The following is a 25,439-nucleotide window of genomic DNA, read 5'->3' on the forward strand; positions in this document are numbered from 1 at the left end:
TTGAAAGTGGGATGGGCGTCCCGCCCGTCATTTTTGGACGGGCGGGACGCCCATCCCACAATAACAATTAAAATTGTAAGTTATTTAATTCGCGCTCCTAAGAGGGTATCGAATCACGAACTAGACTGGGAACAGCACCGCCGACGTACCTCGCGGGATTTTTCGCCAAAAACAAAGCCCCCTCCAAGGAGGGGGCAAAACTGATGCGAGAGGTTTGGGAGTTTTATTTGATGGGTCGATCGAACAACCCGAAAAAAAAGCAGCATTCGCACCTGCCGTCAACTACCAAAACTCAAATTTTCAGTGTCAAAGTTTAGTAGCGTCCGCGTGAAGAGCGATCTTTGTCGCCCCAGCCGCCGCCACCCGATGAGCGTTTGTTGTCTTCGCGAGGTTTGGCTTTGTTGACTTTCAAGTCACGGCCCATCCACTCAGCACCGTCTAAAGCTGCGATGGCGGCTGCTTCTTCTGCCTCGCTTGCCATTTCCACAAAAGCAAAACCCCGCATCCTGCCTGTTTCCCGGTCCATTGGCACTTGGACGCGGCTTACAGTACCGTACTCGGCAAATACATCGTTGAGGTCCTCTTGTGTTACATCATATGAAAGATTACCCACGTAAATCGACATAAAATCTCCAGAATCATTAGGGTGCAGAGACTTAGATTCGGAGAGACGCTTGTAAATAAACACCAACAAACTACGCAACCGAATTTAATTCTTGGAAAACCACTATAACATGAAGCCAGCAGAATCAGCAATTGGCTGTCATAGATTTTCAATTTTCGGTGCCGAGCGGGCAATCGGCAACAGAAAGTATTGGTGATAACTGACATCTTACACTCTTGGCGTCATCCACTTGGTTTCTTGCTGCGCGATCGACCTGGTATCTGAGATTTTTCGTCGCTGTTACCAGGTTGATTGGGTCTGATTGAGAACAGTGCCTGAGATTCAGTTATAACTGACATCAGGCACTGTTATCCCTGGGCAAGCCTCCTGCCCGTTCCACCAGAGATAATTTTTTTTAGCCCAGGATTAATCTTCCGAGTCAATCTCCCCTCTTCCATCTCCCGTCTCCCATCGCATCCGATTTAGCGCCAGAGAATGCCGGTTCCCAAATAATTATCAAAAGAGTTATTAGTCATATCTACGCGCATTTTCTACATATATAGCAATCCTAAATAATTATGCAAATAATTTAGGATTGCTATAGTTTATTGCATCAGTCAGTAAGAAAATCATAATTTTTGATATAAAATTCCCATTCTATGCGTTTTTTAAGGCTTTCTGTAATTTCTCTATTTGCTCTTTCTCTGAGTTGATTCTATGCAGGCATTTTTACACTAATTACATGAAGTTGGTTTTCGGTTATACCGTCTTTAAATGCCTAACAGCTTATGTCCTGGGAAAGATGCGATCGCACTCCTACCTCCCTAGCATTGTAAAAGTTGAAAGCCCACAGTCCACAAAAATTGTCTGGTACAGAGAGAAGCAAGGCTAGACAAACGAGTGTGAAGCAGTTACAGAGGATTTTAGATGGTTATAAACAGTTCGTTGACCCGGCCCTTGGCTGTCGTGACGGGTGCCTCTAACGGTATCGGCTACGAACTCGCCAAACAGTTCGCTCAAAACGGATTCGATCTCCTAGTCACCGCCACCGGAGCGAGCATTAAAGAAGCGGCTCAAGCCTTTGAGGGGCTCGGTGCCAAAGTCGAGACAGTGCAGGCAGACCTCGCTACCTACGACGGTGTTGAGACGCTCTACAACCAGATAAAAGCGACTAATCGGCCAGTGGATGCGATCGCAATTAATGCCGGTGTCGGCGTCGGTGGCGACTTTGCCCGCGAGACAGACTTAAAGGACGAACTAAATCTAATTAACCTCAACGTTGTCTCGTCTGTGCATTTGGCTAAACGGGTAGTTAAGGATATGGTCGATCGGGGCGAGGGACGGATTCTATTCACTTCCTCCATTGCCGCCCTAATGCCGGGGCCATTCGAGGCAGTCTATGCAGCATCCAAAGCCTTCATCCACTCGTTTTCCGAAGGACTCCGCAATGAGTTAAAAGATACAGGTGTAACTGTCACCTCGCTCATGCCCGGCCCAACCGATACTAACTTCTTCCATCGGGCGGGAATGGACGACACCAAGGCGGGCGCAGACAAGAAAGATGATCCAGCCGAGGTTGCCAAACAGGGATTTGAAGCCTTGATGGCCGGTAAGGACAACATCATTGCAGGTTCACTCAAGACAAAGATTCTGGCCAGCGCGAGCAAAGTTTTACCTGATACCGTCACTGCCGAACTGCACAGTAAACTTACTGAACCGGGCTCTGCTAACCAATAATTTCCGCCCGTTTTACTATTCTTATGTGCAGATTTAAAGAAAGTAAATATCGCAGATAATAGCAAAATTGCAGCCGATAAAAGTGTGTTTACTTCTCCCAGTAGTGGCGATTTAGCAGAGTTTTCTCAGGCGTTCATCGATGGCATTATGCAGCATCGGGCTTGGATGCGAACTGAGGAATAAATGGTTCCCGCCTAAGTAATTTAGTACAGGACAATTATGCGAATTCATCATCTCAATTGTGGCTGTATGTGTCCCATTGGAGGGGCGCTTTTCGATGGCTTTAGTCGCGGTCTGACGGCTCACCTCGTCTGCCACTGTTTGCTCATTGAAACGAATCAGGGACTGGTTCTGATTGATACCGGCTTCGGATTGCGGGATATCAAGTCCCCTTACTCCCGGCTCAGCCCGTTTTTCGTCCATTTTAATAACATCCAGTTCGATCGCAAGTACACAGCAATCCATCAAATTGAACAGCTCGGATTTTCACCAAGCGATGTGCGCCATATTGTGCTAACCCACCTCGATTTCGATCATGCCGGTGGTCTAGAGGATTTCCCGGAAGCAACGGTACATGTCATGCAGGCTGAAATCGATGCCGCACACGATCGGCACGGTTTCATCACAAAAAGGCGCTATCGTCCGGGGCAGTGGGATGAAGTCAAACGCTGGAAATACTATTCGGCGGGTGGCGAACCTTGGTTTGGTTTTGAAGCAGTCCGTGACCTCGACGGATTGCCACCGGAGATTTTGCTAATCCCGTTGGTGGGGCACACGCGCGGTCATGCTGGCATTGCCATTGATACACCCGATGGCTGGCTTCTGCACGCAGGTGATGCCTATTTCTACCGACACGAGATGGATGCCGCTAACCGACGCTGCACGCCCGGTCTGCGCGCGTACCAATGGATGATGGAGGTCGATCGCAAGGCTAGGTTGCTCAATCAAGGTCGGCTGCACGAATTATCGGTGCAGCATAGTAAAGATGTGCGCGTGTTTTGCAGTCACGATGCTATTGAGTTAAAAGCCTTCGCTGGCGGGTATAGGAGTTCTTAAAACTAGAAATTTCATCCTTAGTTCGGAATTGCTTTTGCCCGATCGCGAATTGACAAATAACCTAAATTCAGCCAAAACCTTCTTCGATCGATCGTTACCCGGTAAACCTCCGCTATCCACTGCAACCATAAGCATTGATGCAGTCAACGGCGTCAGTATCGGCATCTCGGTCGAAGACCGCGCCCGCAACATCCAAGTAGCCATCCACCCGGACACCAAACCTCAAGACTTGCGCCGTCTCGGTCACATTTTCCCCTGCGGGCGATCGGACTCATCACCATGTGCCAGTTGCGTAAGTCCTGTGTAACTTTTTATGTTGAAAAAGGATTGAGATTAGGATTAGGCTAATCTTTTCCAGGAATAACAAGTTTTTGACTTACAACCGCAGATAAACACAAATGACCGCAGAGGGATATAGGCTTTGGGAGCATTCTTAAAAAATTCTCTAAATCAAACCCCACTCTTTTTCACCACTACTTCCACCTTTTCCGTCGTCCATTCCTCACTCGCATCAATCACAACCGTAATCTTCCGCTTAGGATTTTCTTCATCCACAACCGCCGCCAATAATTGTTCTAAGGCATTCTTAGGTTCTGGATGCTCAACCCCTTTCCGAGATTGGTCTAATGCTGGTAATTCCAAAAAATTAAAATTTGTTGCATCCACCGTAGCAAACACTTTAATGATAAATACTCCTTCCTGATAATTTTCTGGCAGTTCTAGTTTAATGCTAGTTCCTTTGTCTTGTCCGGGATCTACAGACTCATCACCAATACCTTTAGGATAGAATTTGACAATACTTAAATCGGGCTGGAATATCAAAGCCGAAATATTTAAAATTCGCTTAGATCCATTATGAATTCGCACGAAAAACTTTTCGGATTCTTCCAATACAGGAACATGAACTTCTGTATTAAAAGGTATAAATTCCCGCTTTTGTGATTTACCTAATTCAACCTTAAGTTTGCCATTTAAGGTGGTAGCAAAGGCATCCTCATTATCTAGCTCCAAAATAGTCTCATATCTGGCAACATGGATTAACCGATCGATAAGCCTTTTTGTGGCTTCAGGTTCATCAATTTTTATCGGAAAAAGAACATTTTTGATGGGTTCTTTATTGTCATCTAAAATCCAATACTCCCCTTCTGAATTCAGTGAAACAAAATAATCTACATTCTCATCTTTTTCATCTTCCGAACAAAACTCTATCCAGCCATGACCTTCAACTCCTGTTTTCACCCATTCTATTTCCATAGAAATTGATGCAATATTAACACCTGGAAATTGTGGTGACGTGTCAGGTAAGAGAAGGCGAACTTTGCGAATTTGTTTCAATCCTGGCGATACATAAACAGCAGGAGAACCAATTTCAAACATTCCTCTATCAATCATTCCTTGATATAATTTAGGATTGATGGCTCTAATACTGTCTATTTTTGTTACTTCTGCCCAACAATCGGATGCTCCAACTTCTACAACTTTAACCCTTGCAATTCGGTTTTCCTCATCCTTAAAATCCCTGGTTCTGAATTTAAAAATCTCGAATTCTGCTCCTTCTTTAATACTGCTAGCTTCACCGATTTGCAATTTAACTTGGTTTTTGGGAATATCTACTTGCATCACTGGCACAGTGCGAACAGTGCGAGTTACGGGTACACTACGCATAGGGGATGCGCCAGAGGTGAAGGAGACAGACTGACCCCCAAAAAAAGTGCGATCAGTCTCTCCCATCAACATTGGGGTTTGTCGTACAAATTCATTGTTAACTTGACTAGAAATTTTATTAAATAGCTCCTCTACAGAAATTTCTGTTCCCTCTTCCCGCAAAGCTTTTAATAAAAAATAAGTCAAAGCACCGTTGCGTTCGGTTCCTTCAAAAACCTTTTCATAAGCAAATTCATGATCCCGACAAGCAGCGATTAAGGTATAACCTTTGGGTTCGGGTAACAAACCATTAACAACCGTAATATTGCGGCTATTTTCTGTTGAAGTTTGCCAATTTTGGGCTAATTCCTGAAGCGATGCGACTAAACTATCCGTAGGTCGAGGAGTGGTATCAATAAACCCTTCCCCGCGAATCCGGTCATCTCCGCTCATTTCTCTCGTTGCACCACCGGAATGACAGCTATCGAGTACGAGGGTGACAACTAACTCTTTTTCCACCATTGCTTCGAGGAGTTTAGCAAATTCTATATCGCGCAAATAGCGGGAATTTGGTTGACCGATATCTGTAGGAACTAAGGCTTCATCTAATGCACCAAAACCTTTGAGGCTTTCAAAAATAGTTTTCGCCCGTCCCCCGTGACCAGAGTAGTGAATATATACTTGGTCTTGGGGTTGGGCTTTGGCTGTTAGTTCCTTGAATTTGGCAACAATATTTTCATACGTGGGTAAAAGTTCCGGGGCTTCTTGGGGTTGGTTGGGATTGTCGGAAGCTGTAGCGGTGAGTTTAATGATTTGGTCGGAGGTGAGATTGAAGGTGTCTTTTAAATAAGTTTCGACGTGGTTAATATCTGGAACGCATCCTCGCAAGTTTTTGTAGTAGTTACCTTCTGGTAAACGATGGGGGAAGTAGAAATTGATGCCGATGAGGAGGGCGTAGAAGTTGGGGGTTTGGTTTGTCATGGTTGTTGGGGGGTAAGGTTTGATAGTTATGTAGCGTTGAAGTGGGGGTTTTATGTAATACAGCTTAGTGTACTGCATTACAACGGGAACCGCTGTAACATAGCAGAAGTAAAACCTATCTAACTATTGGATGGGTTCTGACACCAAATGCCCTACTAAACTCTAAATATAGAAAAAGAGATTTTGATGAAATATTAAAATATTATTTTTTTGCCATGTTATGTGTTATACTGCCCTAGAGTCGGGAGCTAAGTCTTAATCTTAAAGTGCTTAAGGAAAATTTGAGTATGTCTAAGAATACTAATATTTCCGAGAATCAAGAACCAAACCCGCGTGAAATTATAATTGTTTTAAAGCCACTTTTTGAAGAGTTTAACCAAGTCCTTCAAAAATATGGGTTGAAAGATGTTAAAGTGGTTAATTTTACTACCATTGTTTCATCAAAGGTAGTTAGAGAAGCAACAGAGTCATCGAAAACTATCTGGGAAGAATATAATGAGATATTGAGAAAAACAGGTTTTAGTGATGTCTATAAAGATTTAGAGATAATTGATTGTACTATAGCTGCTAGATCACTTATTAGACAACCACAATATGCTTTTCCTCCATCTATTTCAGATGATAGAAAAGAGGAAATTCTTTCATTTCTGAAAGACCAGCTTACTTTCTTGACATGTAAATGTCGAGATATAAAAAATAAGTGCATACGATGTCCTCATGGAACTCATTGATCAAAACACTGATTAAGTAGCCATCCTAAACTGCCTACAGTAGGACGCAGTTTAAGATGACTACTTTCTTTGACCAAAACCCCGAATGTACTGCTGACAAGTTTTCTTAGCGGCTTGCGTCGAATAGTTCTTAGGCTGAATGAAGATAAAATGTTTCTGCAATTGCTTACAGGCTATTTCAAGCGGAAGTTGCCAGGAAACCAACCAAGAAACTGGCCATAAACTAATTGTATTTTCACTACCGCTAACAATCCACTTACCATCAGGACTGAAAGCAACCGAATTGACCGATGCTTTGTATACTTTGAGAGGTTGTCCAATCGGATGACCTGTATTAGCATCCCACAGGCGAATGGTCTTATCCAGGCTTCCACTAATAATCCATTTACTATTTGAACTGAAAGCTAGGGAAGTAATTGTATCTTGATGTCCTTTTAGAGGTTGTCCACTCGGCTGACCGCTAGTAATGTCCCACAAGTGAATTGTATTATCACTACCACCGCTGGCAATACGCTTGCCATTACGACTAAAGGCAACCGAATAGACCTCACTTAAATGTTCTTTTAGAGGTTTCCCAATGGGCTGACCTGTGGTGGCATCCCATAAGCGAATGGTCTTATCCTCACTACCACTGGCAACACGCTTGCCATCAGGACTAAAGGCAACAGACCAGACAGCTTCCTGATGTCCCTTTAGGGATTGCCCAATGGGCTGACCTGTAGTGGCATTCCACAAGCGAATAGTGTTATCCTCACTACCACTGACAACACGTTTGCCATCAGGACTAAAAGCTACTGACAAAACTGCTTTTTGATGTCCCATTAGGGGTTTTCCAATCGGCTGACCTGTAGTGGCATCCCACAAGCGAATGGTCTTATCGTCACTACCACTGGCAATACGCTTACCATCAGGACTAAAGGCAACCGAATAGATATTCTCTAAATGTCCTTTTAGCGGTTTTCCAAGTGGCTGACCTGTATTGGTATCCCACAGACGAATCGTACCGTCCTGGTGTCCGCTGGCAACCCGCTTGCTATTAGGGCTGAAAGCCACTGAATTAACCAATTCCTTAGATTCCCAAACGATCGGACTCATGGTGACATCCCAGAGGCGGATCGTCTTATCAAGACTACTACTAACTACTTGCTTGCCATCAGGACTGAAAGCTACAGAATAGACAGCTTCCTGATGTCCTGTTAGGGGTTTTCCCATAGGCTGACCTGTAGCATCCCAGAGGCGGATCGTCTTGTCAAGGCTACCACTAATAATGCGCTTGCCATCAGGACTGAAAGCTACAGAATAAACAGCTTCCTGATGTCCTGTTAGGGGTTGTCCAATAGGCTGACCTGTGGCATTCCAGAGGCGAATCATTTTATCGTCACTACCACTGACAATGCGCTTGCCATCAGGACTGAAAGCTACAGAATAAACAGCTTCCTGATGTCCTGTTAGGGGTCGTCCAATAGGCTGACCTGTGGCATTCCAGAGGCGAATCATCTTATCGTAACTACCACTGACAATGCGCTTGCCATCAGGACTGAAAGCTACTGAAATCACCCCAGCTTTATGTCCCTCTAGAGGTTTTCCAAGTGGTTGACCTGTAGTGACATTCCAGAGGCGGATCGTCTTGTCCCAACTCCCACTGGCAATGCCCTTACCATCAGGACTGAAAGCTACTGAACTGATCGATTCTTCGTGTCCCTCTAGGGGTTTTCCAAGTGGCTGACCTGTAGTAGCATCCCAGAGGCGAATCGTCTTGTCACTACTCCCACTAACAATGCGCTTGCCATCAGGACTGAAAACTACCGAAGTCACTCCAGCTTCATGTCCCATTAGGGGTTTTCCAAGTGGCTGACCTGTAGTGGCATCCCACAGGCGAATTGTCTGGTCCAAACTCCCACTGGCAATGCGCTTACCATCAGGACTGATAGCTATCGAAGTCACCCCACTTTTATATTGCAAGCGATTGAATTCCCGGTTAACTAAAATCGCATCTAGTAAACTGTCACGAGCAGAATTATCAAGAAATTGGGGAAATTGAACAAAGGCTGACTTACCTAAACCAACAGCAGCAATAGCATTGACAAGTGCCTCAACAGGCTGATTTGCCGCTAGCAAAGCTTTAGAAGTTGCTGCTAGTTGTTCCACTTGCTGACGTTGGGCTTGTTGAAGCTGATAGATAGCAAATCCAGCCAGAATCATCGCTACAGATGAAAAGCCACTTAACCCGATAATTTGCAGTCGCCGTCCGCGTTTACGTTCCTGTCTCCCTCTATCCGTTTCTTTAACGCTAACCTGAATAAAATCTCGTTCTTCCTGCGTCATTTCATCTGCACGTTGACGCAACCACTCTTCCGCTACAGTCAACCGCGCACCCCGCAACAACCCTTCAGCATCATGGTTGTTATTTTTCCACTCTCGTAATGCCACCTTCAGCCGTTCTTGCCAAGTCCGAAACTGACGGTTAGCATTCATCCACTCGCGCAGAGTGCCCCATTCTCGAATCAGCGCTTCATGCACCACTTCTACTGTATCTTCCTGTTCTTGCCGACCTGTTACTACCAAACGCGCTTGATATCCCGCTAAATAACTGACCAAATTCCAGTTATCTTCCCCCACTTCCGCACGAGTCGCAACGCGCCTGGTATCTTCCGTTCCTTCCCCCGGACGCACTAATTGCACGAATATTCGCTGTGCCTGCTTTTTCTCTGTTTCACTCAATTGTTGATAAACCTGTTCGGCATGATTGGCAATTGCTTTTTTCACCCCACCAATCTCTTCATAAGCTTGGTGAGTTAACTCTCGGTTGATTTGCTTTTCCCACAAGCGAGTTAAAGCAAATTCTAATAATGGCAAGTTACCCGGTTCTTGCCCCACATCATCGAGAATGCGTTGAGTTAATTGGGGTTCTAATTGTATTTCTAATTTTTGAGCCGGCAATTCAATGGCTTGTTGTAATTCCTCCCGTTTCATGGAACTAAGTAATTGTGGTGTAAACTCTTGCAAAGCATCGCGAAACGGACGATAGGAAAGCACATAACCGTAAAAGTCAGCGCGTAACGTCAAAACTAATGTAATATTTTCTTGAGCAATCGCCGTTAGTAACCCATCCGCAAACCTTTCCTGTTCTTCCTTTACCTGACAAAGGGTGTACAGTTCCTCAAATTGGTCGGCAACTAACAACAACCGTTTACCTGGATTGCGCTCTAAAATTCTAGCAACCACCTGCGGCAAAGTGATTCTACCGTTTCGTAAATCACCTGCTAGCCCCATTGTTTCCCGCAGTTGTTGAGTTTCACCGGCTTCGGGTTCTAATTGCCGCACCAAGGCAAAAGCTAACGGTTCAAAGGGTTCTTTTCCCGGACGGAAAATTTCAATTAACCAATTTCCCTCTGTTCGCAATTTGGGAATTAATCCCGCAAATACCACAGAAGACTTACCACTTCCACTTGGCCCAACCACCGGCACTAATGGTTGTTTGTGCGTTACTTCCACTAAATTATCCACAAATTTTTCTTGCCCAAAAAAGAAGTCTGCATCTTCTTCTCCAAAGGCAGCTAATCCTTGGTAAGGGTTAGGCGGAATAACTTCTTCAAAATTAATTGCAATATCATCAATCGCCGAATTAGGTATTTTTTTTGTCTTGAGAACAGGAATTTCGTTTTCCCGAAAGCTCATCATCTGAGAACGACCTAACTCGTAGGCTTCTTCCACCGCATACTCAGCAGCAATAGCATCATAAAACGCTACCGCAAAGGCGACGGCTGCTTTATCTCCCACGGCTCTATTCATGCCAACTACATAATTAACGTATTGGCTAATTGCATCAGCTTGTACTTCCGAATAACAAGCATTGAGAATTACGCACTCTACCCCTTTTTTGGCAAATAATTTAAACATACTGGCGAGGGCATTTGTCTGCACTAGCGCCATTTTTCCAGTATCATCTTCTAGGACAATTCCATCTTCTCCCGCACCATGTCCGCAAAAGTGAACAATATTCGGTTGATAATCTAAGATAGCTCGGTAAAAGTCACGGGAACGCACTGCCCATTTTTGTTCTAATTTATACTGTTCCCGTTTATTTGCCCGTCGCAATCCTTCGTCAATTTCCCGGATTTCTTGATCCAATCGCAAGGGAGCCGTATTTTTGGGATTAGCTGCCAGAATCAGAATTGTTTTGACGCGGGCATTGTTACTCATAAGACAAAGGAATGATAGGATAATTTTTCAACAGGCTAGACGGCTATCCTGAGTTTTAGGTGATAATAAAAATAAAACTTCCCGTGGTACAGCCCGGAAAGCCTGCGTGAGCGAGACGCTCACACTACCGTTTCCACTACAAATCCAGAATAGCTCTTTATCCAAATCAAATGTATACTTATCAGGATTTTTTACCTACCAGAGAAACTTTTCATTGGGAATGAAAAGAACTTGCTGCCCGCAACTCCCGCGCCGTAGTTCCAGACAACTTATTGAATCAGATAAAAAGGCACTTTGTCCCAAAGCAGATAGGAAATCGGAATTGCTTTTGCCCGATCGCGAATTGACAAATAACCTAAATTCAGCCAAAACGCTCCTCGATCGATCGTTACCCGGTAAACCTCCGCTATCCACTGCTCGCACCAGTTTAAATACTCATCTAACCCAAGGATTTTTCGTACTCTTTGCCGATGTTATAAGGCCCGCTGGTAACGGTTAAATCTACAAATTGATCTGGCAGCAGCTTCAATGCTTCCAAACAATCCAGGTTGTAAATTAGGCAATTAGGAGCTTGGAAGTACGGTTTACCTAAAAGCTTCGCGATCTCAGTCAAGCTCATGAAATATTGGGGAGAGATTTTGTTGACAAGATGCAATAATTATAGTAAGTGACTTTAGAAATATTGTCAAACTCATCTGGATTCGGCGATCGCCCTGTCGGAAACAAAAGGTTACAATCACAAATAGATTCTATTTCCATAACATTACTGTTTATAGCGTCAATTACCCACCATCAAGCGGAGTACCGCTATGATGGGGGCTTGTATCTGAAGTCCACCGCAACTCCGAAAACCTTTGCAGGGTTTCAGCTTTAGTTTCACCCTTCGACACATTAGGGGATACTGACAAGCTCCCCGTACTCATCCAATCTTGTCGGAGTAGCAACGTTCTTAATGCAATATTTCTGCTTCCCACCAAATCAGCGTGCAATTCATGTCCGCAACATTCGCAACAAAATAGCAACCCTTTATTGGGTCGATTAGCCTTCGATGTGTGACCGCATTTTGGGCAACTTTGCGAAGTGTAATGAGCCGAAACTTTTGTAGCCAATGAGCCATTTAAATTAGCTTTATAGTCAATATAGCCGTGTAATTCGGCAAAAGACCATTTAGCCTTATTCCGATTAGCTCTTCGCTGTTTCTTGCTAGCCCTCTTACCCGACTTGGACTTAGTTCTATCCCGAATTCCGGTTAAGTTCTCCAGTCCAATCAAACTATTAGGCTTGGCTATTTGCTTGCTGATTTGGTGGTTAACATCAGCGATAAACCGTCTTTCTTTTCCAGACAAAGCGATTAATCTCCGCTTTGCCGAACGAGTGCCTTTACGCTGAAGAGTTTGCCTTGCTTTGTGATAGCGGTTAGCTTTGTGTCTGGCAGATTTACCCGAGTAAAACTTGGAGTTGTTTTGCAAATCTGTTTCTACTGCCAAATACCTCTGCCCGACATCAACGCCAGAGACTCTAGTTATTTGAGTAGGCTCAATCTCAGGAGTATCAATTTCTAGACTTACCATCAAGTAGTAAGTTTTAGAAGAACGCTGATAAACAATCTTAGCTGCACCAATTTTTTTGCAATTAGCAATCAATTGTAGATGCTTTTTGTAACCATCATAAGTAACAACCACTCGACCATTTAGAGTGTTAATACTTACTCTCTGCTCGGTTTTAAATGAGTAGTCCCGCTGATAGTTCAAGGTGCAAGTTCGAGAAACATACTTAGGAGCTTTGTCTAGCCCTTTGTAGCGCTTTTTGGTGTATCCTTTGGCGATAGCATCTGCACTGTGTTTTACTTTTGTCCACAGGGTTTTGTAAGTTGCCGATACTTGCCTTGGCACGTTACACGCCATTTGCGCTCCCAGTCCAAAGTTTGTCCGTAACTCGCTGTAGACTGCTTTTTGTAATTTAGCCCCATTACTGGATTTGCCTGCATCAAAAGCAACTTGCGAAGTGTAGTTCAAAGCATCACGGTAAGCCAATGCAGTCTGAGACACCAAGATTTTTTGCTCGGCATTCAAATTTAGCTTTAGCTTGGCGGTGATTAATTGAGGCATTTTTTTCAACAAACTCTCTTCTTAGAGTATCTCGTGAAAACCATTGTGTCAACGGAATCAAGAATTTGCGATGCCTTGAGCGTAGTCGAAAGATTAGTTCCTCGCCCGTCCCTAACCCTCCCATCTAAAGATATTGTTTGGGTTGGGGACGGGACTAATCACTCACGCGCATTCCTCCCGCCAGTAACATAAAGCTATAGTGGGGGAATCCTGCTTGTCTAGTTGAACTTCTCAGTGTCCAATAACAACACCTCAACTCAATCCTTTCAATTTGACTCAATTGACAGCGCCCTCGCAGACCTCAAAGCAGGTCGCCCCCTGGTAGTAGTCGATGACGAAAATCGCGAAAACGAAGGCGATGTGATTTGTGCCGCCCAATTCGCCACCCCCGACAACATCAATTTTATGGCCGTGAACGCGCGGGGTTTGATTTGTCTGGCATTGAGCGGCGAAAGGCTCGATCGCCTGGAACTGCCCCTCATGGTCAGCAAAAACACTGACAACAACCAAACTGCATTCACCGTCAGCATCGATGCAGTCAACGGCGTCAGTACCGGTATCTCCGCCGAAGACCGCGCCCGCACCATCCAAGTAGCCATCCACCCGGACACCAAACCTCAAGACTTGCGCCGTCCCGGTCACATTTTCCCCCTGCGGGCGATCGATGGTGGCGTGCTCAAACGCGCCGGTCACACCGAGGCCTCCGTTGACCTCGCCAGACTCGCGGGCCTGTATCCTGCCGGCGTCATCTGCGAAATTCAAAACCCCGACGGTTCGATGGCGAGGTTGCCCGAATTAATCGAGTACGCCAAAACCCACAACCTTAAAATAATCAGTATTGCTGACTTAATTAGCTACCGACTCAAGCACGATCGATTCGTCCGCCGCGAAACCGTCGCCAAATTGCCCACTCAATTCGGCGAGTTTATGATTTACGCCTACCGCGACACCCAAGACAATTCAGAACACGTTGCTATTGTCAAGGGCGACCCGGCAGAATTTAAAGACAAACCAGTGATGGTGCGGGTGCATTCCGAATGCCTGACCGGCGATGCTTTGGGTTCCCTGCGCTGCGACTGCCGGATGCAACTGCAAGCGGCACTGAAAATGATCGAAAATGTCGGTGCTGGCGTCATCGTTTACTTGCGCCAAGAAGGTCGGGGCATTGGATTGGTAAATAAACTAAAAGCTTACTCGCTGCAAGATTTGGGATTCGATACAGTCGAAGCCAACGAACGGTTGGGATTTCCCGCCGACTTGCGGAACTACGGCGTCGGAGCGCAAATGCTCAATGATTTGGGAGTTAAAAAAATTCGGTTGATTACCAACAACCCGCGCAAAATAGCAGGTTTGAAAGGTTACGGCATTGAAGTAGCCGATCGCGTCCCCTTACTAATTGAAGCCACAGATTACAACTCGATCTATCTGGCAACAAAAGCCGAAAAACTCGGTCATATGCTACTGCAAACTTATTTAGTAACAGTGGCGATTCAGTGGAACGAAAAAGCAGAAGGAAAAGAGGAAGATTCTGCCATTCAAAATCGGTACGAACACCTCGAAAAACTGCGGCATTTGGCGGCTAACCAGCACTTGCTGCTGCAAGAAGAAGCGCGGCCGGTGGGCATAGCCCTTTTCGGAGAAGGCTCCCTCATCGTTCACCTCGGCTTCGATCAAGCCGGACTCGCAGCCCCCGACTGGTACTTGGATGTAAACCATCCTTACGTCAAGGCGATCGGCCAAATTTTGGGCGAAATCAGCACTGAGCCGAATTTGCAAACATTAGAATTCATGGTTTCCTCCGGTGGAGATCCGCTCAAAACCCTGCAAGTCCAGCTCGATCGCGAGACATTCCTTTTGTCGGAATTAACCGGAATTTGCGATCGGCTCGAACCTCAAAAAATCTACAGTTTTGCTCCTCTTCCCTGAAGGCAGAAGGTAGAAGCCAACCCCCCCTACCCCAGCAGGGGGGTTGGCCCAAGCCAAGAAAAACTGTGAATTTCAGAACAATACTTGTTGATACCAATATCTTCCTTTCTTCAGAAAGCAGCCCCCAATAAAAACAGTGAATAACAATGTTGATTTCTGTCTAACAAGTCGATGTAGCGAACACTTTAGAGAGCCTCGTAGATACACATTTATATTAAGCAGTATTAACAGTCATTAAATCATTCAAGAGGCTTTTTAGTTAATGTTAATTTTTTTAGACATTGATGGTGTACTTATTCCTGACAGAAGGCATGAAACATCGAGCTTGCAAACAGATATAATGAAATTTAATTCAGATTGCCTTAATCACTTTGAAAATGTCCTTCGTTCCTATCCTGATGCGCGAGTAGTAATTTCATCTTCCTGGCGGGAAATATTCCCCTTCGAGGTAATCCGGCCATTGTTTTCACCAGATATCGCTATCCGTATTATCGGATTCACCCCTTTCCTCAATCCCAAAAATATTCATCAAAACAAATATTTACGACACCAGGAAGTTCTTGAGTATCTTCGACAAAATCAAGCAGAAAACTCACCTTGGGTAGCCATTGACGATATTCCAGAACACTACCCGCCAGATGCGCCAGTTGTGGCTATTGATGATTACAATGGTTTTGACCAGAACTCAGCAAAGGTAATTTCAGAATATCTAACTGGATTTCAAAGGTTAGGAAAAAAGTATCGGAATAGAGAGGGTGAATTTGACATGGAAGTCAACAACCCGGCACCGATGTCGCTACGCGACCCGCAAGCTACGGATTACCGATACGGTGCGGGCTTGAAAAAGCCGCGTTGACCAGTCTAAGTGTGTTTAATCACTACGTTTAAGGTAAGCGTTCAAGTACCTACCAGAAAATGCGTGCTAGTTTTCTGCTCTAGAACTTAAAAGTTAAACAGGCGTAAGGGTTAAGCCAGTGCTTTTAAGATAGTTACCGACCTTAAACATTGACGAAGCAAACATTACCCCGCAAGGGAGGACTTAAATGTCTAATTTTGTTTTTGTACTTGATACCCAAAAAAGACCGCTCAATCCAATCCGCCCAGGAATGGCTCGTAAATGGCTGACCAATGGCAAAGCTGCTGTTTTCAGGAGGTATCCATTCACAATAATTCTCAAAGTAGAGGTGAAAGTACCGCAAGAATCAATCACTCTTAAATTAGACCCTGGCTCCAAAACCAGCGGAGTTGCATTAGTGCAAGGAGAGAAAGTAATCTTTGGTGCAGAACTGACTCACCGAGGTCAAACTATCAAAGCCAGTCTGGAATCTCGCCGTTCATTGCGTAGAGGTAGGAGAAAGCGCCATACCCGCTACCGAAAAGCTAGATTTTTAAACAGAACTCGCCCGAAAGGGTCGCTGGCTCCAAGCTTACAACATCGTGTCGAAACAACCCTAACATGGGTAACTAGATTGATGAAGCTTGCGCCAATTTCTTCTGTTGTTCAAGAACTTGTGCGGTTCGACCTCCAGCAAATAGAAAACCCGGAAATTAGCGGAGTGGAGTACCAGCAAGGTGTTTTATGTGGCTACGAGATCCGCGAATATTTGCTGAACAAATGGGATAGAACGTGCGCTTACTGTGGCGTTAGCAATACACCATTACAAGTCGAGCATATTCATCCTAAAGCTAAGGGGGGTTCTAATCGCATTTCTAATCTTTGCCTTGCTTGTGAAAAATGCAATATAAAGAAAGGGACTCAAAATATTGAGCAGTTTCTCTCGAAAAAACCCGAGGTCTTGAAACGGATTCTGTCTCAAGCAAAAGGTCCTTTGAAAGATGCAACAGCGGTTAATTCTACTCGTTGGGCGTTATTTAACCGACTCTGTATGACTGGCTTACCAGTTTCTACTGGCAGTGGCGGTTTAACAAAGTTCAATCGCACTCGATTAAATTTAGCTAAAACTCATTGGCTAGATGCAGCCTGTGTTGGGAACATTGAATCTTTGAAAATTTTAACAAACAAGCCGTTGTTAATTAAAGCGACTGGACATGGGACACGCCAAATGTGTCGTACCGACAAATTCGGATTTCCATCTCGCTATGTTCCCAGGTTTAAGTTTGTCAAAGGTTTTCAAACTGGAGATATCGTCAAAGCAGTCGTCACCTCTGGCAAGAAAATTGGTACATACGTTGGACGTGTTGCCGTAAGAACGAGTGGCTCATTCAATATTTCCGCCTCAGAGTTGGTGTCAGGAATTAGCCACAAATATTGTTCAATTATTCACAGAAAGGATGGTTATTCGTATGCAGCATAAACCTTGCCCACCTTTTCCTCTCGCCACTGACCTGGGCACAGGTACAGTGGGAGTCTCCAAGGGGGAAGACAGATGAACGTTGGTGACTTTCTGCACCGACTAGATCTCAGGGGACAAGCACTTAAAGGAACCAACCTCGGCGGTGCGGAACTCCGGGGAGCCAACCTCCGAGGCACGGATCTCCGAGAAACCAACCTCAGCGGCGCTATGCTCAGGTATGCAGACCTCATGGAAGCCGACCTCAGCGGCGCTAATCTCAGCGGGGCGGATTTAGCTGAATCATTTCTTAATTTAGCTAACCTCACTAGAGCTGATTTGACTGGTGCTGTCCTCCGAGAAGCTAATCTCGTAGGAGCCGAATTAACCGGCGCCAACCTCAAACAAGCAAGTTTGATCAAGGCTAATTTAGTAGGAGCAAATCTCCACGAAGCCAACTTAACCAGAGCCAACCTTAGCGGGGCGGATTTACGCGGTTCTCAGTTGAGCGGCGCTATTTTAGACAAGGCCGTATACAACAACCGGACTATCTTTCCCGAAAATATTGATCCGGGTGCAATGGGAGCAATTTTGCTAGCTCCCAATGCTTCGCTCCCTGGCTTAAATCTGGCTATGGTAGATTTGACCGAAGCCGATTTAAAAGGAGCCGATTTGCGGCGGACAAACTTATACAAAGCTATTTTATTTGGCGCCAAACTCGATCGGGCAAACTTAGCAGGAGCCAACCTCAGCGCAGCGGACTTGAGGGAAGCCAGTTTGAGCGGCACGATTTTGGAGAAAGCTGTTTACAGCAACAAGACTTTGTTTTCAGAAGGCATTGACCCCAGTCTGGGCGGAGCTTATTTAATTGCTCCCAATGTATCGCTGCAAGGGGTAAATTTAACCGGAGCCGACTTAAACGGGTCAGATTTAAGCGGAGCTAATTTGAGCGGTTCTAACTTAACTTCGGTCAATCTCAAAAATGTAGACCTTAGCAGAGCTAGCTTAAAAAAAGCTTACCTCAAAGGTGCAAACTTGGAGGGAACTGATTTAAGAGGAGCCGATTTAAGCGGCGCAATTTTACACCAAGTAAACTTGAGTTCTGCTGACCTCCGGGGTGTAGACTTAACAAGGGCTGACCTCAGCGGCGCTAATTTAAGGGATGCCGATTTGAGGGAGACAGATTTCACCGGAGCTACTTTGCTGTTCGCTAACTTGAGCGGGGCCGACTTGAGAGGTGTAGACTTGACAAAAGCTGACCTCAGCGGCGCGAAGTTAAACGAAGCCGATCTCCGAAAAGCAGATTTGATGAGAGTAAATTTGGAGGGAGCAGATTTAACTGAGGCCGATTTGAGCGATGCTCATTTATTCCGAGTTAATCTCAGAGGTGCTAACCTGAAAGGTACTAACCTCAAAGGCGCAAGTTTAAAAGGGGTATTTTTGACCGACGCTTATTTGAGCGAAACGGATTTGACCGATATAGATCTGAGTCCGAGTTTTTTTGAATTGCCGCTAGAATCGGAATGGTAATTAGTCATTTGGCAGTTGGCAGTTGGCAGTTGACATTTGACAGCGGCCAGTTGACATTTGACAGGAAAGCAGTCATTTATCTGAACAATCTAAAATCTAAAATCTATCTGAACAATCGAAAATCTAAAATCTAAAATCTAAAATGGATCGACCGTTAGGCTCTGTTATTCAAGGTTCCCTGAGCAAGGGATTAGAAGTGCGACTGCACGCCGATGTTTCGGTGGAAGATATGAGGGTGGGGAAATTTCTAGTAGTGCGGGGGGTGCGATCGCACTTTTTCTGTATGCTCACCGACGTGTCTCTCGGAACTTCCAGCGCCCGCATTTTATCGAATCCTCCCAATCCCGACGACGATTTTCTGCTCGCAGTGCTAGCTGGTAGCAGCACCTACGGTACGATCGAACTGTCGCCGATGTTGATGTTGACTGCTGAACGAGAAAAACAGCAGGCAATTTTCGACCCGAGGAAAAACGGCGGAGTTCGCGAGAATAAGCTGGCGTTAGGAAATTTGGCTTCTTTTGAGTCACAAAGCGGTGCGGATATTGAATTGCTGCCGGTCAAAACTATTCCCAGCCACTTTTCGCAGGTGTTTGATGCCAAAGAAAGTGATTTTCGGGCAGTTTTTGGCTGGGAAGATGACCCGTATCGCCGCAATTTTGCGATCGGCAAACCGATTGACATGGACGTTGCTGTGTGCTTGGATTTAGACCGGTTTGTGGAACGCAGCAACGGAGTTTTTGGCAAGTCGGGAACGGGAAAATCTTTTCTGACGCGCTTGCTATTGTCGGGAATTATTCGCAAGCAGGCTGCTGTTAATTTAATTTTTGATATGCACTCGGAGTACGGGTGGGAAGCTGTTTCGGAAGGGAAACAGTTCAGCACTGTTAAAGGTTTGCGGCAGTTGTTTCCCGATAAAATTCAGATTTATACCCTCGATCCAGAATCGACAAAACGCCGGGGAGTCCGCGACGCTCAAGAATTATTTTTGAGTTTCGATGAAATAGAAGTGGAAGACATCGCGCTGGTACAACGCGAGTTAAATTTGTCGGAAGCTAGTATCGAAAATGCAATAATTTTGCGAAACGAGTTGGGCAGCAGTTGGATAAATAAATTGCTGGAAATGAGCAATGAAGATATTTCAATGTTTTGCGAAGAGAAGCGGGGAAATAAATCTTCGATTATGGCTTTGCAGCGAAAATTAGAGCGCTTAAACGATTTGAAATACATTCGGAAACGCTGTCCGAAAAATTATGTGAGTGAAGTTTTGCAGTGTTTGGATGGGGGGAAAAATGTAGTAATTGAGTTCGGTTCGCACTCGGATTTGCTGTCCTATATGTTAGCAGCAAACGTAATTACTCGTCGCATTCACGGCTCTTACGTGCGGAAAGCTGAGAAGTTTTTGCAGAGCAAAAATCCGTGCGATCGCCCGCAGCCGTTGGTGATTACCATTGAGGAAGCTCACCGCTTTCTCGATCCGGCGATCGTGCGATCGACTATTTTCGGTACGATCGCCAGAGAAATGCGAAAATACTTTGTCACCCTGCTGATTGTAGACCAGCGTCCCTCCGGCATCGACGGCGAAGTCATGTCGCAAGTCGGAACGCGGATCACAGCTTTGCTAAACGACGATAAAGACATCGATGCTATTTTTACCGGCGTTTCGGGAGGGCAGAGTTTGCGTTCAGTTTTGGCAAAACTCGACTCCAAACAGCAAGCATTAGTTTTGGGGCACGCCGTACCGATGCCCGTCGTCGTGCAAACTCGCGCCTATGACGAGCAATTCTACAGAGAAATTGGGGATATTGACTGGCAAGAAATGCCGGATGAACAAGTATTTGCAGAAGCTGAAGCTGCTAAAATGGATCTGGGGTTTTAGTTGGGATTGGCGATCGGAAAATATCGAGACATTCACCGCAACTTCCTCACGCTCGAATGACTGTAATTATTCTTCCCATACTCGTCGTATGAATTTCAGTATTCAACCGTTCTTCTAATTCCGGTGCATTATCTCTGCGATCGAATATCACCAACCAACCCGAATCTTGTCCCAATCGAGCCAAATATCCATCTAACTGCTCTAAACCTTTACTCAACGGATCGACTTTCCGAGTCCGCCAAACCTTCAGTTCAATTCCCAATGTCACCTCACCGTAGCGCAAGCATAAATCCATTCTGTCGCGCCCGATCGCATATTCCCTCTCCAAAGTTCCGCCACCATTAATCACCCGATGCAGAAACGCCATCAGCACCAAATGCGGGGCAATTTCGGGGTAAGACGCGCTTTTGAGTAACGGTTCGCCATGTTGCAGCCAAAATGCGAGAAAAGTTTTGAGTAACGCTTGCGTGTCTAATTTTCCGACCTCAGTCAACCAACTCGGTGCAATTTGCGGCAGAGAAGCCATTGGCGTTACGGTGAGGACGCGGGGCAACACTTCTCGGTAAATTGGGTTGGCGATCGTCAATCCACCCTGAACATCCATCTTACACAAACCCAAATCGATTAAAAATTGAATATCATCATTGGGAATATTACCAAGTTCCAAACCAGCCAACATCGGCTCGATAATTGCTTTGACTCGGTTTTCTCTAAGCCGTTCTGCTAAACTATCTAAATGCGTATCTTGTCGTTTGATGAGAATTTCTTTAGCTGTTAAAATATGTTCGGGCGTAATTTCTCTAGATTCATCTGTCACTAATTCTTCGACGATTTCCTTAGCTAAAGCATTCACCAACCAAGGTTGTCCCTGAGTCAGTTCAAACGCTAAGGCTACGGCTTCAGGTGTAAAAACTTGTCCGGTATCTTGGGTATGTTGCGCGTAGAGTTCGGCGACTTCTCCTGCATTAAAATCTCTGAGAGTAATCGATCGCACTTTAATATTAAACGGACTGGATGTGTTGAGTCGATCGCTCCCACCCACAGCCACTTTGTAATCGCGGACATCCCGCAAACCGATTAAGCCAACCGATTGCGGAAACGCTTTCGGGCGAGAGGGATAACCATTGCGTAACTGACGCAAAACTGACAGCAATACTTCATTTTGGAGCGAATCAATTTCATCAATGAAGATTGCTAAAGGGCGAGGTGAAGTTTGAGCCCATTGTCGCAGTGTTTCTTCAATTCCTTGTCCTACCTCCATCTCTTGCTGGGCGGGCGGCTGGAGTTCCGGTGGCAGATAGACTCGCGCCTCACTTCGCCAAGAACTTAAGATTGCTGCTTGGGCTCTTTGCGGATCGTCATTAAAGGGCGAACCCAATTCTACCGAAACCACGATCGAAGTGTAGCGCCCGCTATCGACCAGTTGCTTGGCTAAAGCCAGCATCGCCGTGGTTTTACCAATTTGTCGGGGTGCGTGGATGACGAAATAGTTTTCCTGGGCAATCAGTCGCTCTAAATTCGGGAGGCGACGCGTTGCTGGTAACATATAGTGGATGTCGGCGCGGCACGGGCCTGCGGTATTGAAGTGGCGCGGCATAGGTCAACTGGGGCGAATGGGGCTGCTCTGAGTTTACTGTACTGGAGAATTAGCTTAACTGGGCGCTTAAATAGCGGATATTGAGTAGTGAATTTTTCAGTCGTTTTGCAGAATAAGTTCATGTTGCAACCGGTTGGAAATAATAATTAATCAGTCGCTTGCACCATCAGCTATTTAGGAAAAATGAAGCCCGCGAAGCAGGTATGGTAGCCGTGAAAAACAGGTAAAATAGGTAACAACCCCTCATCCCCTCATCCCTCACCCCTAACCCCCCAACCCTCTCATCTATAAATTTTGGATCGAGTTAAGTATTGTTAAGTAGCTCGGACTCATTATATTGAACTTAAAAAGCGGCACAGCCAGTTGTTTTATGGCTTTAAGTAGCTCTATTTATTCTTATTCTCACCCATTCTCCCCTTCTCTCATTCTTCCCCTCTCCCACTCACCCATTCTCTTTTTCTCGCCCTACTCCTCTCCCCAACCAAGAAACGATGAGCGATGCACAGCCACTACTACGGCGATCGGGTTCGGTTATCTCGCATCGCAGCATCTAGCCAGCGCCCAAATTTCAAGCGATGATGGAACAGAGAGCAAAACACAGCCCTCGAATTGCATGAGTCTGCATGAGTATTGTGAAGTTGAGTTGCAGTTAAAACTAGCAGGGAATTGAAAACCTTAAGGAAAAATGTAGAATCTTGACCTTAAGACAGAGGTTTTTACTCTTTACGATCCTCAAAATTGGGAATAATATTGAGAAAACTAAACTCTTGCTCCACTTCGCCTTGAACTAGCCGTTAAAGCTAGCGAACTACCGAAAATCGACGGCGATTACTGGAAATCAAGCACAAAAGTAATCCCAAACAAAAAGCTTCTACCGATCGTCACCGATAAACAAGAGGGGAAACATCCCCTTTGTCGCAGTCTTTATCCCACTTGCAAAAGTGGGACAGGGTATCACCAACTTTTTATCTGTTGTTACAAGGAGTGCAATACTCACCCATGTCCACCACAACCCCCAAAAACAAAACAGTGAAAGCCGATCGCATGGGCAGCCGGCCATACTCCTCAACGGATACGGTTCGTGCCTATCTGCACGAGATCGGTCGCGTACCCCTGCTAACCCGAGAAGAAGAAATTGTTTTCGGGAAGCAAGTGCAGCAAATGATGAAATTAATCGAAGCAAAACAAGCACTTGCTAAAGAATGGCAGCGGGATCTGACGGATCAAGAGTGGGCTGCCGAAATGGAGTTGACCGAACCTGAACTTAGCCGCATCTTACACATAGGGCGGCGGGCTAAGCAAAAGATGATTGAAGCGAATTTGCGGCTAGTAGTGGCGATCGCCAAAAAATACCAGAAACGCAATATGGAATTCTTGGATTTAATTCAAGAAGGTACTCTTGGTTTAGAACGAGGAGTCGAAAAATTTGACCCGATGCGGGGATACAAATTTTCTACCTATGCCTACTGGTGGATTCGGCAAGCAATTACCCGCGCGATCGCCCAACACGCCCGCACAATTCGATTGCCAATTCACATCACCGAAAAACTCAACAAAATCAAAAAAGTGCAGCGGGAACTCACGCAGCAGTTGGGCAGGTCTCCCTCCCCTGGCGAAATTGCCACCGCCCTCGAACTGCACCCTTCCCAGATTCGGGAATACCTGCTGATGGCAAGACATCCAGTTTCTTTGGACTTGCGGGTAGGAGACAACCAAGATACCGAACTCCAAGAACTCTTAGAAGACGAAACGGCATCTCCAGAAAACTACATTACCTCGGAATTGCTGCGGCAAGACCTCGATACTTTGATATCAGAACTTACCCCCCAGCAGCGAGATGTAATAATTCTGCGCTTCGGTTTGGAAGACGGCACCGAAATGTCTCTGGCGAAAGTCGGAGAACGGTTAAATCTCAGCCGGGAACGGGTGCGGCAGCTAGAACATCAAGCCCTCGCCCACCTGCGCCGCCGCCAATCTCAAGTCCGAGAATACTTGGCTAGTTAATACTAAAAAAGTTGAGATTTTCCCCAAAATCTCAACTTTTTTTTCGTGTTGGCGCTGCTGGGAAGGATACTTTTATACCAGTTAAAAAAAAGAAGGGAAATGTAGGCCCGTGATCCAAACCCTTATGGAATAGGTCACGCCAAATTATTCAATTCTTTAATCTAAAATCTCAAATCTAAAATGGTATTATTTGACGGGTCGATCGCCAGATCGGGGCGGACGCAAAATTGGTCAAAACTAATCTTAGATTTAAGTTCAGCCATCGGGCGGGCGATCGTTCCTTCAAGTTAATAGCCAACATTAAGCCAAATACCCGGTTTATCTACGATCTTTGTGAAAATGGTACAAGAGGCGCTTGGAACCAGCTATTTTAAATTTTGGGGTCTGGAGTGGTTTTGACTTATTTGATATTGACAGGAAGTTTAGAAGCGATCGCGATCGTGCTTGCTCTCTCGCCCGGTAACTTCAGCATCGCATTCCCCGCACGGCGGGCACACGACTCGGACATCAAATCCGGCGTTTTAAGCTCGCAATCCCCGCCAAATCCTCCGCCAGATACAGCTAGCACAGGTTTAGCCGATGGCATTTACCTCTACGGTCAGTCGAGCAAGCCAGAGGAAATTAAACAGGAATATTTTGTATTTGAAATGCGGCAGAGTAAGGTAGTCGGCGCTTTTTACCTGCCTCGGTCTGCTTTTTACTGTTTTTACGGCACGGGCGATCGAACTCAGTTAAATTTAACAGTAGTGGACACTTACGACGGCAGTCGCTCTCCCTACTCCGTAAACCTGCAACAGTATTACCCAATTTCCATCATCAGCGACAACGATCATCGCATCTTGGGTCTTTGCACGGAATCTCACAAAGAGCAAGTGTGGGAAAAGTAGGAAACACGCGCTGCGCCACCAGTCAATAGATTTTAGATTTTAGATTTTAGATTTTAGATTTTAGAATTGAAGAAAGCAACCCCACTGATACATCGGGCGCCCCCGGACCAAATTGCTTTCGGTCAGGGTTCAGGAAACAGTAGTAAAATTGCTCCTGAGTTGAGAATTTCGGACGGACACCACACACGTCAATCACCCGACACCGATGTCGCTACGCGACCCGCAAGCTACGGAGTACCGATACGGTGTGGGCTTGAAAAAGCC

Annotated in this window: 18 protein-coding genes and 2 pseudogenes; 12 read left to right on the top strand and 8 right to left on the bottom strand. The window is 45.5% G+C overall.

The window, feature by feature from the left end:
- Positions 1-204 (top strand): annotated as a pseudogene (locus QT990_RS31000) (hypothetical protein); the annotation flags it as partial.
- Between the two features lie 109 nt (positions 205-313).
- Here the strand turns inward: QT990_RS31000 and QT990_RS31005 are convergent.
- Entirely contained in the window at positions 314-625 is a 312-nt protein-coding gene (locus QT990_RS31005) for an RNA-binding protein (RefSeq protein ID WP_333146387.1), read from the bottom strand.
- 945 nt (positions 626-1,570) lie between these two features.
- Between QT990_RS31005 and QT990_RS31010 the strand changes: the two genes are divergently transcribed.
- Positions 1,571-2,341, top strand: coding sequence for an SDR family NAD(P)-dependent oxidoreductase (locus QT990_RS31010; protein ID WP_333146385.1), 771 nt, complete (start codon positions 1,571-1,573; stop codon positions 2,339-2,341).
- Positions 2,342-2,452: 111 nt separating this feature from the next.
- Here QT990_RS31010 and QT990_RS31015 read toward each other — a convergent pair whose 3' ends face one another.
- Entirely contained in the window at positions 2,453-2,764 is a 312-nt protein-coding gene (locus QT990_RS31015; RefSeq protein ID WP_333146391.1) for a hypothetical protein, read from the bottom strand.
- Here QT990_RS31015 and QT990_RS31020 point away from each other — a divergent pair.
- Both QT990_RS31020 and QT990_RS35930 read left to right on the top strand, forming a co-directional pair.
- The gene (locus QT990_RS31020; protein ID WP_333146389.1) at positions 2,663-3,397 is read left to right on the top strand and encodes an MBL fold metallo-hydrolase; all 735 of its coding nucleotides are present in this window, start codon (positions 2,663-2,665) and stop codon (positions 3,395-3,397) included. The genes QT990_RS31015 and QT990_RS31020 overlap by 102 nt on opposite strands.
- 124 nt (positions 3,398-3,521) lie before the next feature.
- Positions 3,522-3,653 (top strand): annotated as a pseudogene (locus tag QT990_RS35930) (3,4-dihydroxy-2-butanone-4-phosphate synthase); the annotation flags it as partial.
- A gap of 194 nt (positions 3,654-3,847) precedes the next feature.
- Here QT990_RS35930 and QT990_RS31030 read toward each other — a convergent pair.
- Positions 3,848-6,022: a caspase family protein gene (locus QT990_RS31030; RefSeq protein WP_333146381.1), complete on the bottom strand. Its 2,175-nt coding sequence runs from the start codon at positions 6,020-6,022 to the stop codon at positions 3,848-3,850.
- 287 nt (positions 6,023-6,309) lie between these two features.
- Between QT990_RS31030 and QT990_RS31035 the strand changes: the two genes are divergently transcribed.
- Positions 6,310-6,753, top strand: coding sequence for a hypothetical protein (locus QT990_RS31035; protein WP_333146379.1), 444 nt, complete (start codon positions 6,310-6,312; stop codon positions 6,751-6,753).
- A gap of 60 nt (positions 6,754-6,813) precedes the next feature.
- On the opposite strand, the gene QT990_RS31040 is transcribed toward QT990_RS31035, so the two are convergent.
- From QT990_RS31040 to QT990_RS31055, 4 genes are all read right to left on the bottom strand, one after another.
- A complete protein-coding gene (locus QT990_RS31040; protein WP_333466180.1) occupies positions 6,814-10,956 on the bottom strand; it encodes a WD40 repeat domain-containing protein in 4,143 nt (1,380 codons plus the stop codon).
- A gap of 269 nt (positions 10,957-11,225) precedes the next feature.
- Positions 11,226-11,408 (bottom strand): hypothetical protein, encoded by a 183-nt coding sequence (locus tag QT990_RS31045; protein ID WP_333466183.1) that lies wholly within the window; start codon positions 11,406-11,408, stop codon positions 11,226-11,228.
- Positions 11,396-11,575: a hypothetical protein gene (locus tag QT990_RS31050; RefSeq protein ID WP_333310073.1), complete on the bottom strand. Its 180-nt coding sequence runs from the start codon at positions 11,573-11,575 to the stop codon at positions 11,396-11,398. The genes QT990_RS31045 and QT990_RS31050 overlap by 13 nt, the downstream gene beginning before the upstream one ends.
- 163 nt (positions 11,576-11,738) lie before the next feature.
- Positions 11,739-13,064, bottom strand: a complete 1,326-nt coding sequence (locus QT990_RS31055) for a transposase (protein WP_333146371.1) — start codon at positions 13,062-13,064, stop codon at positions 11,739-11,741.
- Between the two features lie 234 nt (positions 13,065-13,298).
- On the opposite strand from QT990_RS31055, the gene ribBA reads away from it, so the two are divergent.
- From ribBA to QT990_RS31080, 5 genes are all read left to right on the top strand, one after another.
- Positions 13,299-14,990, top strand: coding sequence for a bifunctional 3,4-dihydroxy-2-butanone-4-phosphate synthase/GTP cyclohydrolase II (ribBA, locus tag QT990_RS31060; RefSeq protein ID WP_333146370.1), 1,692 nt, complete (start codon positions 13,299-13,301; stop codon positions 14,988-14,990).
- 262 nt (positions 14,991-15,252) lie between these two features.
- The gene (locus tag QT990_RS31065) at positions 15,253-15,846 is read left to right on the top strand and encodes an HAD domain-containing protein (RefSeq protein ID WP_333310071.1); all 594 of its coding nucleotides are present in this window, start codon (positions 15,253-15,255) and stop codon (positions 15,844-15,846) included.
- Positions 15,847-16,033: 187 nt separating this feature from the next.
- A complete protein-coding gene (gene iscB / locus QT990_RS31070) occupies positions 16,034-17,305 on the top strand; it encodes an RNA-guided endonuclease IscB (protein WP_333146366.1) in 1,272 nt (423 codons plus the stop codon).
- A 72-nt stretch (positions 17,306-17,377) separates the two neighbouring features.
- Positions 17,378-18,811: a pentapeptide repeat-containing protein gene (locus tag QT990_RS31075; RefSeq protein WP_333466181.1), complete on the top strand. Its 1,434-nt coding sequence runs from the start codon at positions 17,378-17,380 to the stop codon at positions 18,809-18,811.
- A 142-nt stretch (positions 18,812-18,953) separates the two neighbouring features.
- A complete protein-coding gene (locus QT990_RS31080) occupies positions 18,954-20,687 on the top strand; it encodes an ATP-binding protein (protein ID WP_333466182.1) in 1,734 nt (577 codons plus the stop codon).
- 46 nt (positions 20,688-20,733) lie between these two features.
- On the opposite strand, the gene QT990_RS31085 is transcribed toward QT990_RS31080, so the two are convergent.
- Complete coding sequence (locus QT990_RS31085; RefSeq protein ID WP_333146359.1) at positions 20,734-22,284, bottom strand: ATP-binding protein; 1,551 nt, start codon at positions 22,282-22,284, stop codon at positions 20,734-20,736.
- 999 nt (positions 22,285-23,283) lie between these two features.
- Between QT990_RS31085 and QT990_RS31090 the strand changes: the two genes are divergently transcribed.
- Positions 23,284-24,288 (top strand): RNA polymerase sigma factor, RpoD/SigA family, encoded by a 1,005-nt coding sequence (locus tag QT990_RS31090; RefSeq protein WP_333146357.1) that lies wholly within the window; start codon positions 23,284-23,286, stop codon positions 24,286-24,288.
- Between the two features lie 389 nt (positions 24,289-24,677).
- On the top strand, positions 24,678-25,175 hold the full coding sequence (locus QT990_RS31095; protein WP_333146355.1) for a hypothetical protein: 498 nt from the start codon (positions 24,678-24,680) through the stop codon (positions 25,173-25,175).
- The last annotated feature ends 264 nt before the right edge of the window (positions 25,176-25,439 follow it).

Source organism: Microcoleus sp. T3_B1 (genome assembly GCF_036700445.1).
In the GTDB taxonomy this organism is placed as follows: domain Bacteria; phylum Cyanobacteriota; class Cyanobacteriia; order Cyanobacteriales; family Microcoleaceae; genus Microcoleus.